At 72.9% G+C, this 10,976-nt stretch carries 11 protein-coding genes and 1 pseudogene; 4 read left to right on the top strand and 8 right to left on the bottom strand.

All coding sequences use genetic code 11. The annotated features are described in order from the left end of the window. Position 1: 1 nt before the first annotated feature. Positions 2-643 (top strand): hemerythrin domain-containing protein, encoded by a 642-nt coding sequence (locus ABT369_RS37450; RefSeq protein WP_350619486.1) that lies wholly within the window; start codon positions 2-4, stop codon positions 641-643. Here the strand turns inward: ABT369_RS37450 and ABT369_RS37445 are convergent. Together ABT369_RS37445 and ABT369_RS37440 are read right to left on the bottom strand one after the other, a co-directional pair. Next, on the bottom strand, positions 640-1,080 hold the full coding sequence (locus ABT369_RS37445) for a hypothetical protein (RefSeq protein WP_350619484.1): 441 nt from the start codon (positions 1,078-1,080) through the stop codon (positions 640-642). The genes ABT369_RS37450 and ABT369_RS37445 overlap by 4 nt on opposite strands. Positions 1,081-1,090: 10 nt before the next feature. Then, positions 1,091-2,581 (bottom strand): amino acid permease, encoded by a 1,491-nt coding sequence (locus ABT369_RS37440; protein ID WP_350619482.1) that lies wholly within the window; start codon positions 2,579-2,581, stop codon positions 1,091-1,093. Between the two features lie 104 nt (positions 2,582-2,685). Here ABT369_RS37440 and ABT369_RS37435 point away from each other — a divergent pair. Beyond that, positions 2,686-3,105 (top strand): annotated as a pseudogene (locus tag ABT369_RS37435) (FAD/NAD(P)-binding protein); the annotation flags it as partial. A 750-nt stretch (positions 3,106-3,855) separates the two neighbouring features. Here ABT369_RS37435 and ABT369_RS37430 read toward each other — a convergent pair. Genes ABT369_RS37430 through ABT369_RS37415 form a run of 4 tightly spaced genes read right to left on the bottom strand, consistent with a single transcriptional unit; the run spans position 3,856 to position 7,619 of the window. Then, positions 3,856-4,434, bottom strand: coding sequence for a GTP-binding protein (locus ABT369_RS37430; protein WP_350619641.1), 579 nt, complete (start codon positions 4,432-4,434; stop codon positions 3,856-3,858). Continuing rightward, on the bottom strand, positions 4,415-4,810 hold the full coding sequence (locus tag ABT369_RS37425; RefSeq protein ID WP_497980524.1) for a DUF742 domain-containing protein: 396 nt from the start codon (positions 4,808-4,810) through the stop codon (positions 4,415-4,417). The genes ABT369_RS37430 and ABT369_RS37425 overlap by 20 nt, the downstream gene beginning before the upstream one ends. Then, positions 4,797-5,219 (bottom strand): roadblock/LC7 domain-containing protein, encoded by a 423-nt coding sequence (locus tag ABT369_RS37420; protein ID WP_350619478.1) that lies wholly within the window; start codon positions 5,217-5,219, stop codon positions 4,797-4,799. The genes ABT369_RS37425 and ABT369_RS37420 overlap by 14 nt, the downstream gene beginning before the upstream one ends. Beyond that, positions 5,220-7,619, bottom strand: coding sequence for a sensor histidine kinase (locus tag ABT369_RS37415; protein WP_350619476.1), 2,400 nt, complete (start codon positions 7,617-7,619; stop codon positions 5,220-5,222). Positions 7,620-7,789: 170 nt separating this feature from the next. Here ABT369_RS37415 and ABT369_RS37410 point away from each other — a divergent pair, with 170 nt between their 5' ends. Next, entirely contained in the window at positions 7,790-8,182 is a 393-nt protein-coding gene (locus ABT369_RS37410) for a hypothetical protein (protein WP_350619474.1), read from the top strand. Positions 8,183-8,201: 19 nt separating this feature from the next. On the opposite strand, the gene ABT369_RS37405 is transcribed toward ABT369_RS37410, so the two are convergent. Beyond that, positions 8,202-9,194 (bottom strand): bifunctional heptose 7-phosphate kinase/heptose 1-phosphate adenyltransferase, encoded by a 993-nt coding sequence (locus ABT369_RS37405; protein WP_350619472.1) that lies wholly within the window; start codon positions 9,192-9,194, stop codon positions 8,202-8,204. 66 nt (positions 9,195-9,260) lie between these two features. On the opposite strand from ABT369_RS37405, the gene ABT369_RS37400 reads away from it, so the two are divergent. Beyond that, a complete protein-coding gene (locus tag ABT369_RS37400) occupies positions 9,261-10,376 on the top strand; it encodes an NAD(P)/FAD-dependent oxidoreductase (protein ID WP_350619470.1) in 1,116 nt (371 codons plus the stop codon). Position 10,377: 1 nt separating this feature from the next. Here the strand turns inward: ABT369_RS37400 and ABT369_RS37395 are convergent, their stop codons facing one another. Beyond that, positions 10,378-10,959: a PadR family transcriptional regulator gene (locus ABT369_RS37395; RefSeq protein WP_350619468.1), complete on the bottom strand. Its 582-nt coding sequence runs from the start codon at positions 10,957-10,959 to the stop codon at positions 10,378-10,380. Positions 10,960-10,976: the final 17 nt, after the last annotated feature.

Below are 10,976 nucleotides of genomic sequence, written 5' to 3'. Positions count from 1 at the left end.
TATGCGTCCCTGGGTCCAGGAGATGGTCATCGTCCACCGGGTGTTCCGCCGCGAGTCGCGGCTGCTGCCCGAGCTCATCGGCGCCGTGCGCCCCGGCGACACCGAGCGGGCCGAGCGGCTGGCCGGTCTCACCCGCGGATACGTCGACGGCCTGCACGACCACCACACCAGCGAGGACGAGCTGCTCTGGCCGAAGCTGCTGGCCCGCGTCGACCTCGACGCCGAGCTGGTGCTGCGCATGGAGCAGCAGCACCAGGTCGTCGACACCGGGCTCCAGGAGGTCGGCGCGCGGCTCGACGCCTGGGAGCGCTCGCCCGCCGAGCCGGAGCGCGACGCCCTCGTCGGCGCGCTCGCCCGGCACCGCCGCGACCTGCTGGAGCACCTCGACGAGGAGGAGCAGCGGATCCTGCCGCTGGTGGAGGAGCACATCTCGGTCGCGGAGTGGGCGGCCCTGAGCGAGCACGCGCGGGCGAAGACGCCGAAGGACAAGCTGCTGTTCGTGCTGGGCGCGCTGCTGGAGGACGCCACGCCGGAGGAGCGCACCCGCTTCCTGGCGATGCTCCCCCTTCCGGCGCGGCTGATGTGGAAGCTGGTCGGCAAGCGCTCCTACGCCAAGCAGGTGGAGAAGATTCGCAAGGGCTAGTTCGACGCGTAGCCGGGCAGGTCGGCGGAGTCGTCCGCCGACTCGACCCGGTCGACCTTCCCGTCGAAGTCGTCGTCGTGGTAGATCAGGTCGATCCGGCCGTCGTGGTCCTGGTCGTACGCCACCTCGTCGACCAGCCCGTCGTGGTTGGTGTCCCACATCGCCACGTCGGTCCGGCCGTCGTGATCGGTGTCGGCCAGCAGCATGTCGACCCGGCCGTCGCCGTCGGAGTCGTAGCCGACCGTGTCGGCGTCGCCGCCCATCTCCCCCGCCGACGGCCCGGTGCCGCCGGCCCCGGGGTCGGCCGCGCTGAGCTCGGCCGTGCCGTAGGAGGCGGCCGTGAGCGGACCGTGGCCGAACATCGCCTCGGGGTCGGCCACGTCGTCCGGGCTCAGGTCCAGGTGGTAGTCGTCGGACGTCAGGCCCCAGTCGGTCATAGCCCCTAGCCTAGGTCGATGGAGTGGTCGGTTCCGAACTGATATCCGCCGCTTCGCCCCGTTCGGCGCTGAGGCGGGCGCGGCGCATGCCGTAGGCGAAGTACACGATCAGCCCGACCGCCATCCAGACGAGGAACCGCACCCAGGTGATCACGGGCAGGTTGATCATCAGCCACAGGCTCGCCACCACGCTGACGATGGGCAGCCAGGGCACCAGCGGGGTCTTGAAGGCGCGGGGCAGGTCGGGCCGGGTGCGGCGCAGCACGACCACGCCGAGCGACACGACCACGAACGCGAACAGCGTCCCGATGCTGGTCAGCTCGGACAGCTCCGACAAGGGCACGAACGCGGCCAGCACCAGCACGATGACGCCGGTGATCGACGACATCACCCACGGGGTGCCGAAGCGCGGGTGGACCTTGGCCAGCACCGGCGGCAGCAGCCCGTCGCGGGCCATGGCGAAGGAGACCCGGGCCTGGCCGAGCAGCAGCACCAGGATCACCGACGTGATGCCGCAGACCGCGCCGAGCGAGATGAGGTTGGCCGCCCAGCCCTGTCCGGCCAGGTCGAACGCCTTGGCCAGCGGGGCCGCGGTGTTCAGGTCGCCGTAGTGGACCATGCCGGTGACCACGAACGAGACCGCCATGTAGAGCACCGCGCAGATGATCAGCGAGCCGATGATGCCCCGGGGCACGTCGCGCTGCGGGCGGGCGGTCTCCTCGGCGGTCGTCGCCACCACGTCGAAGCCGATGTACGCGAAGAAGACGATCGAAGCCGCGGCCACGATGCCGAACCAGCCGAAGTGCTGCGGCGTGATGCCGGCGAGCACCTGCAGCAGCGGCGCGTCCCCGCCCGACTCCTTGGCGGAGGACTGGGCGGGCGGGATGAACGGGTGGTAGTTCGCGGCCTTGACGAAGAACAGGCCCAGGCCGATGACGAAGAGGACCACGGCCACCTTGACGATCACCAGGGCACCTGTGACGCGCCCGGAGAGCTTGGCGCCCACGATGGACACGATCGACAGCACAAGCACGATGAACGCGGCGCCGAAGTCGGGGCGGGCCTTGTCGCCGGCCAGCCACGTGGGCAGGTCGAAGAGCTCCTGGAGGTACGCCGACCAGCCCCGCGACACCACCGCGGCCCCCAGCGCCAGCTCCAGGCAGAGGTCCCAGCCGATCACCCAGGCGACGAACTGGCCCAGGGTGGCGTAGGAGAACGTGTACGCCGACCCCGCGACGGGCACGGTGGAGGCGAACTCCGCGTAGCAGAGGGCGGCCAGCGCGCACACGACGCCGGCCACGGCGAACGACAGCACGATGGCGGGCCCGGCGTTGACGGCCGCCTGCTGCCCGGTCAGCACGAAGATGCCCGTGCCGATGATGACTCCCACACCGAAGACGGTCAGGTCGAAGGCGGAGAGGTTCTTGCGCAGCTTGTGGCCGGGCTCGTCGGTGTCCCGCATCGACTGCTCGATCGACTTGGTGCGAAAGAGGGACGACATGCGACACGACATGCCCGATGAATCACATTCCTACACGTCGGGCTTGAGCAGAGTACTATAAAGTCTATCTGTTAAATAGGATTTTGACGGAGGGGCGTGGCGCAATGGGGCGGACATGCACCACGGTCGTCGTGGGCGGCGGCTGTAGCGGCGCGCTGGCGGCGATCCACCTGAGCCGGGAGCCGTCCCACGCGGTGGTCATCGTCGACCCGGCGCCGTTCGCCGGGCTCGGGCGCGGGGCGGCCTACCGCACCCGGCACCCGGCCCACCTGCTCAACTCGCGCGCGGCGGCGATGAGCGCCCTCGCCGACCAGCCCGACGACTTCGTGCGCTGGTGCCGCGACCAGGACCTCGGCATCGGCCCGGCCGACTTCGCGCCCCGCGGGGTGTTCGGCGACTACCTGCACGACCGGCTGCGCGGGGCCCGCTTCGAGCACGTGCGGGACGCGGCCACCCGGGTGCGCGGGGACGGGACTGTCGAACTGAGCGGCGGCGTCGTGCGACGAGGCGACCGGGTGCTGCTCGCGCTCGGGCACGGCGCCCCGGCCTGTCCCCCGGCCCTCGCGCATCTGACGGAGCACCCCCGGTACGTCCGCGACCCCTGGGCGGAGGGCGCGCTGGACGGCATCGAGGGCGACCTTCCGGTCCTGCTCATCGGCACCGGCCTGACCGCCGTGGACGTGGCCCTGACGCTCGAGGGCCGGGCGCCCGTCGTCGCCGTCTCCCGCCGCGGCCTCCTGCCCCGGCCGCACGCGGACGTCGTGCCCGCCGACGGCTCGTTGCAGTACACCGGAAGCTCCCTGGCCGGCCTGATGCGCGCGGTGCGCGAGTTCGCCGCGACCCAGCGGGACTGGCGGGCCGCCGTCGACGCGATCCGCCCGCAGACCGACGACCTGTGGCGGCAGCTCTCGCCCGAGTCCAGGCGGCGGTTCCTGCGGCACGTCTCCGTCTACTGGGAGGTGCACCGCCACCGGATGCCGCCCGCGACGGCCGCGCGGCTGCGAAACCTCACGATCACGTCCGACCCGGGCCGCGAGGGGTGGGCGGCCGTCGTCAACTGCACGGGCCCCCAGGGCATCGCGAGCACCGGGCTCGGCCGGGCGCTGCTGCGCGACGGCCTGGCCCGGCGCGACGACACCGGCCGGGGCCTCGACATCGACGCGCGCGGCCGGCTCCTCGGAGCCTCCGAGCGGATCTTCACCATCGGCCCGGTGCGCCGCGGCGCCTGGTGGGAGACGACCGCGGTGCCCGAGATCCGGCGGCAGGCCGATCGGCTAGGCCGCGACCTGCTTGAGCGTCATGACGTGCTCGACCAGCGCGATCAGCACGTCCTTGACCGAGCGCCGGTCCCGCGCGTCGCAGAGCACGACCGGCACGTCCGGGTCCAGGTCCAGCGCCTTGGCGATCTGCGACGCGCTGTGCTTCTGCACCCCGTCGAAGCAGTTCACCGCGACCAGGAACGGCGTGGAGCGGCGCTCGAAGTAGTCCACCGACGGGAAGCAGTCGTTCAGCCGGCGGGTGTCGGCCAGCACCACCGCCCCGAGGGCACCCAGCGCCAGCTCGTCCCACAGGAACCAGAAGCGGTCCTGGCCCGGGGTGCCGAACAGGTACAGCACGATGTCCTGATTGATGCTGATCCGGCCGAAGTCCATGGCCACGGTCGTCGTGCGCTTGCCCTCGACGCCGTGCACGTCGTCGATGCCGACGCCGGCGTTGGTGAGCACCTCCTCCGTCTGGAGGGGGCGGATCTCGCTCACCGCGCTGACGAGCGTGGTCTTGCCGACGCCGAACCCACCCGCGACGAGGATCTTCACCGCGAGGGGGACGTGACCGTCAGAGCGCTCGGAGGCCATTGACAACCGCCTTGAGGATGCGATCGTCGGGCCGCTGCGGCCCGACGGATTGGTCGTACTCCGGTTCGTGCATCTCGATGAGCCCCTGCTGGAGCAGGTCCCCCAGCAGCACGCGCACAACGCCGAGCGCGAGATCGAGATGCGAGGCGAGCTCGGCGACCGACACCGGCTCGTTGGTGCGCGCGAGGATCGCGCGCTGCTCGGGCAGGAGGTGCTGATCGCCCGAGCCGTCGACCCGGCTCACCACGAAGGCGACCAGGTCGAAGGCGCCGACCGCCGGCTTGGCGCGTCCGCCCGTGACGGCGTACGGCCGGACTACCGGTCCGGCGTCGGAGTCCATCCAGTCGTGCTCACGCTCCCGGTCACCCCGCGGCATCGTGTGAGAGGCCCGGTCGCGACGGCGCGGTGAGGTACTGCCCGACCCTGGTCACCAGCATCGCCATCTCGTAGGCGATCACGCCGATGTCCGAGTCGGCGGCGCTGAGCACCGCGAGACAGGCGCCCTGCCCGGCGGCGGTGACGAACAGGAACGAGTTGTCCATCTCCACGATGGTCTGGCGGACGGATCCGCCGTTGAACTGCCGCCCGGCGCTGCGGGCCAGGCTCTGGAAACCGGACGCGACGGCCGAGAGGTGCTCGGCGTCGTCGCGCCCGAGTCCGCTGGACGCGCCCATGAGCAGCCCGTCGGCGGAGAGCACCACGGCATGCTGCGCCGACTCGACCCGCTCGACGAGGTCGTCGAGGAGCCAGTCGAGCTTGCCGGTGCGGCTCGTCGAGTGCGTCACTTATGCGTCCCTTTCCGGTGCGTTCGGGTCGTCGCCGGGCGTGATCTGCCCGGCGTCGCGGCGGCCCTTGGTGAAGCCGGCCTGCAGCGACGTCATCATCGCGCGTGTCTGCTCGGGCGAGCGCCCGCCGACGGTGGTGGTCGCGAACTGGGCCGCCGGAATGCCGTCGACGGTCCGCTCCTCCTCCGGCCGCTCGCGCAGCTGCGGGGCGAGGCTGGCCTGACGCCGGCGGCGCGGCAGCCCGTCATCGGTCAGCTCGGCGTCCTCGATCGCTTCCCGCTGCGTCGGTACCGCCACAGCCGGCGCCGCCGCGGCCGGGACGGTGGGCGGGGGCGCGATGGGTTCGGGAACCACGTACTCGATCGGCTGCGGCTCGAACGGCGCCACCACGGTCGGGCGGATGACGTCGGCCGCCTCCAGCTCCAGCACCGCCTCCTCGGCGGCCTGGCGCTCCTCGGCCGGCGTGGACGCGGTGAGCTCGTGGGTCGCCCCGGTGATCAGGTGCGGCGGGACGAGCACGACCGCGGTGACGCCGCCGTACGCCGAGGCCCGCAGCGTGACCCGCACCCCGTGCCGGGCGGCGAGCAGCGCCACGACGAAGAGGCCGAGCCGGGCCGAGTTGGCCGGGTCGAAGTCCGGCGGCTGGGCCAGCCGCTGGTTCGCCTCCTCGATCGCCTCCGGGGCCATGCCCAGGCCGCGGTCCTCGATCTCGATCGCGTACCCGTTCGGCACCAGCTGCCCGCTGATCTGCACGCGGGTGTGCGGCGGCGAGTAGGCGGTCGCGTTCTCGATGACCTCGGCGAGCAGGTGGATGACGTCGGCGACGGCCCGGCCGACCAGCGACGCCTCGGGCAGGGCCAGGAACCCGACGCGCGCGTAGTCCTCGACCTCGGAGACGGCGCCGCGGATCACGTCGACCATCGGCACCGGGTGGCGCCAGCCGCGGCCGGGCGCGGCGCCGGCCAGGATGACCAGGTCCTCGGCGTGGCGGCGCATGCGGGTCGCGAGGTGGTCGACCCGGAAGAGGTCCTCGAGCTCCTCCGGGTCGGTGGTGCGCCGCTCCATGCGGTCGAGCAGGCCGAGCTGGCGGTGCAGCAGGGTCTGGCTGCGCCGGGCGATGTTGAGGAAGACCTCGTTGAGCCCCTGCCGCAGCTGGGCCTCGTGCACCGCGGACTCCACGGCGGTGCGCTGCACGGCGCTGAACGCGTTGCCCACCTTGCCGATCTCGTCGGCGCCCCATTCCAGCGGCGGCGCCGCGGCCACCACGTCGATCTTCTCGCCGTGGCGCAGCTTGGCCACCAGGGCCGGCAGCCGCACGTCGGCGAGGTCCTGGGCGTCCTGGCGCAGGCCGACGAGCCGGCGGATGAGCGAGCGGCCGATGCGGATCGACAGCAGGATGGACAGCACGACGGCGATGAGGCCGAGCACGCCGGCGCCGATGACGCGCAGCAGGATGCCGGTTGCGACCGGGCCCGCGTCGGCCACGATGACCTCGCCGAAGCGCAGGTCGAAGTTGCGCAGCTGGGCCACGAGGTTGTCGTACGCGTCCCGCCAGGCGTTGATGTCGATCGGCAGCCCGGCGCCGGCCCGGGCGTCAGACATGATCTTGTTCTCGAGGTCCTGGACGCGCTTGTAGGAGTCGCTGGTGACGATCGGGTTCCAGATCGTCTGGCCGCCCTTGGGCAGGTCGTAGGTCGCGTCGGCGTAGACGTTGCGCTTGGCCCCGATGGTCGCGATCAGGTCGGAGCTCTCGGTCTTCTGGAACTTCCCGGCCGTGGCCACCCCGTTGATCATCGCGTCCTCGCGGGCGAACTGCTCGCGGCCGCGGCTGGTGGCGATGACGATCAGGGCGTTACGGGTGAGCTGGGCGTTGCTGATGCCGGGCAGGGAGTCGTACCAGTGGTAGATCGCGTCGATCGGCCAGTTGTAGACGTTCATCGCCTCGGCCCGGTCGATCTGGCCGAGGGTGATGCGGGTCCGGTCGGCCGCGATCTGGTCGAACTGGTTGATGACCTCACGCAGCCGGCCGCGGGAGACCTCGGGGATCGCGTCCTGCAGGTCGTTGTCGGCGGCCCGGCGGCGGAAGTCGGTGAGCACCTCGTCGACCTTGCGCCGCTGCTCGTTGAGCGCCGTGGTCTCGGGCCGGCCCTCCTGGCGGCCGGAGGCCAGGTAGACCTGGGTGAGCATGCGCTCCCGCTGCAGCGCGACGATCACGTTCTCGGACGGCTTGCCCGACAGCGCGTAGTACGTCTGGCTGTTGAGCAGCTCGGCCGTGTCCCCCGCGGTCAGGGTCGTCGCGAACACCCACATCACCACGAGCGAGGCCAGCGGCGGCAGCAGCAGCGTGATGATCTTCGCGCGGATCGACCAGGTGCGGATTCTCCACGAAGGGCTTCTCATGCGGTCGGTTCCTCGCTGGGGTCGCGGGGCAGAGGGGTGGCGCCTCGGGCATGATACGGACAGGTGGGGCCGGAAGTCACCAGCAAGGTCGTCAGGGGCATGAAGCACCCTCGCCCCTTTTCTCGCTCTTCGCCCGGAGTACCCGGGACGTCCCGGGTACTCCGGGCGCCATGCGACGTGGACGGTGGGTGGTGGCCGCTCTGGCCTGGACGCTGTGCGCGGGCGGGCTGACGGCCCTGGCCCTCAACGCGAGCGCGGCGGGGCGGGATGCCCTGCTCAAGGCGGCTCGACCGGCCCCCGGATTCCCCGTGACCGCGTCGCCCTCACCCTCGCCGGACGCGCCGCGAATCCTGCGCTCGCCGGGCGGGAACGTGGTCGCGAGTTGCGACGGGAGCAAGGTGCTGGTGCGGTACCTCAGCCCCGCCGCCGGATTCCACATCGTGAGCGCGGATCGGGCCCCGGGGCCGCAGTCCCGGGTCACCTTCAAGTCCGACGCTCACGAGGTCCGCGTGCTCGTGCACTGCGCCGGCGACGGTCCGCACGCGGACATCGAGACCGGCTAGGTCACACATCGATCACAATTTATATCACCCGCTCCGGCAGGCCGAGGCCCTCCGGAACCACGGCCGTCCCGACACCACGGATCGCCATCGAAGCGCAACGCTGCGCGACGTCCGCGGCCTCGGCCAGCCCGGCGCCGGCCAGCCGCGCGAGCACGAACCCGGCCAGGTACGCCCCGCCCGCCCCGGCCGCGTGCGCGACGGGCGCCGGCGGCGCGGCGGTGCCGACCGTCTCCCCGTCGAGGCTGAGCACCGCCGAGCCCTCGGCGTCGAGCGTCACCGCGACCACGGCCGCTCCCGTGCGCCGCAGCAGCTGCCCGCGGTCGCGCTCCCGGTCGAACTCGGGCGCCTCCCGGTCCGACACGCGGCCCAGCACCCGCGCGGCCTCGGCCCGGTTCGGGGTGACCAGGTCCGGCCCGGTCGACGCCCACGGGGCCAGGTCGTGCGCGTCCACGGCGAAGAGCGGCAGGTCGAGGCGGCGGGCCGCGAGCAGCTCCCGCACCCGCGGCCCGAGCGTGCCGGCGCCGTGGTCGCAGACGACGACCGCGTCCGGGCGCGGCTCGGTGCTCAGCGTCTCCTCGAGCCGGCGCACCAGCGTCTCGGCCGCGACCGGGCTCAGCGGGCCGGTGTCGCCGTCGTCGAAGCGGACCAGGACGTATCCGTCCGCGACCACCCGCCGCTTGGTGACCGTCCGGCGGCCGACCGCGGTCACGAGCCGGTCGGCCACGCCGGCGTCCCAGACGCAGGTGCGCAGCCGGGCACCGGCGTCGTCGTCGCCGACGGCCCCGACCAGCGTGGTCCGGCCGCCGAGGGCGGCGAAGTTGGCCGCGGTGTTGGCCGCGCCGCCGCACACCTCGCGGGTGGTGTCCAGGGCGATCACGGGCACCGGCGCCTCCCGGCTCAGCCGGACCGGGGCGCCGCACAGCCAGCCGTCGAGCAACGCGTCCCCGACGACGAGGATCGCGGCGTCGCGCCAGCCCTCGGCCAGCGCGGCGAACTTGCCAGAGATCTGCACCGGCCGCCGCTACCCGGCCCGGCGCGCTTCATTCCCTGCGACAATCGGACCATCGAACACGCAGACGTGGCGATCATCGGCGGGGGCATCGCCGGCCTGTCCCTCGCCGCGGAGCTCGCCGAGCTGGACGGCCGGATGGTGGAGCGCTCGGGCGGAACCCGCCCGGAGCTGCGTATCGTGCTGCTCGAACGTGAGAACCAGTTCGCGTACCACGCGACCGGACGCTCGATCGCCGCGCTGTCGGAGAGCCTGGGCTCGCCCGAGCAACGCGCCCTCGCCCGCGCCTCCCGCACCATCCTCGACGCGCTCGGCGCCGAGTCCGGCACGCCCCTGCTGCGGGCCCGCCCGGCGATCTGGGTGGCCGACGAGGACCACCTCGGCGCCGTTAACGCCCTGCTGACCGCGAACCCGTCCCTGCGCGCCGTCGACCCCGCGGCCGCCCGGACCCTCTGCCCCGCGCTGCGCCCCGAGGCCGCGGCCCGGGCCGCGGTGGAGCGCACCGCCCAGGACGTGGACGTGGACGCGTTGCAGCAGCAGTACCGCGACCGCGCCAACGCCGCCGGCGCCGTCCTGCGCACCGCGATCGGCCTCGAGTCCGGCGCCTGGAACGCGGCCCGCGCCCGGTGGACGGTCACGACCGACCGCGGCGAGCTGACCGCGACCCGGATCGTCAATGCCGCCGGCGCCTGGGCGGACGCGGTCGCGGCCCGGCTGGAGGTCCAGGGCGCCGGCCTGACCAGCTACCGCCGCACCGTCGCGATCGCCTCCGCGGACGGCGTCGGCCCGGCCTGGCCCCTGGTCCTGGACGTGGCGAACCGCTTCTACTTCCGCCCGGAGCGCGGCGGCCTGCTGATCTCCGCCGCCGACGAGACCCCGAGCCCGCCCACGGACGCGGAGGCCGCCCCCCAGGACGTGACCGTGGCCGTGGAGCGCGTGACGGCCGCGACGACCCTGCACCTCGCCCGCGTCCGCACCAGCTGGGCGGGTCTGCGCACCTTCGCCCCCGACCGCAACCCGATCGTCGGCCCCGACCCGAAGCAGGACGGCTTCTTCTGGTTCGCGGGCCTCGGCGGCACCGGCATCCAGACCGCGCCGGCCCTGGCCCGGCTGGCCGCGGCCCAGTTGCTGGGCGAGCCGTTCGAGATCCCCGACCTGCGCCCCGAGTCGCTGCTACCCCGCTGACCTACCCCGCTGAACGCAGCCCCTCGACCGCCGGGGCCTTCGGGACGGCGACCGGCAGGCCGCCGGGGGTGCGCAGCAGGGCGCGGTCGGCGTCCTCGACGAAGGCCAGGTCGGCCTCCACGTGCCGGGTCGCGGCCGAGAGCAGCAGGGCCACCACCGGGTCCTCCGCCTTGCGCCGCAGGCCGTCGAGGTTGCGAAGCTCGCGCATGAGATACGTCCGCTGCTGCGACAGCACCGTCTTGACCGTGTCCGCGTCGCCGGAGCGGGCCGCGGCCGTCACCTTCAGAAAGAAGTCGTCGCGGAACCCGCCGCTGCGCGGGGACGCCTCGCCGAGCCAGCGCCGCAGCTCCTCGTGGCCGGCGTCGGTGATCTCGTAGACCACCCGGTCCGGCTTGACCGCCTGGGCGTGACGCTGCGAGACCACCATCCCGTCGCGGGAGAGCCGATCCAGGATCTGGTACAGGTGGCCGATGTTCAGCGGTCCCCATTGCGGGCCGACCGCCGTCTCGAACGCGCCCTTGAGCTCGTAGCCGTAGCTCGGCCCGTGCGACAGCAGCGACAGCACCGCGTGATGGATCGGCATGACCCGAGATGGTACCC

The sequence above is a fragment of the Dactylosporangium sp. NPDC000244 genome (assembly GCF_040300725.1).
GTDB lineage: Bacteria > Actinomycetota > Actinomycetes > Mycobacteriales > Micromonosporaceae > Dactylosporangium.
The sequence above is the reverse complement of the archived record's forward strand: the minus strand, read 5'-3'. Positions and strand labels throughout refer to the sequence as shown.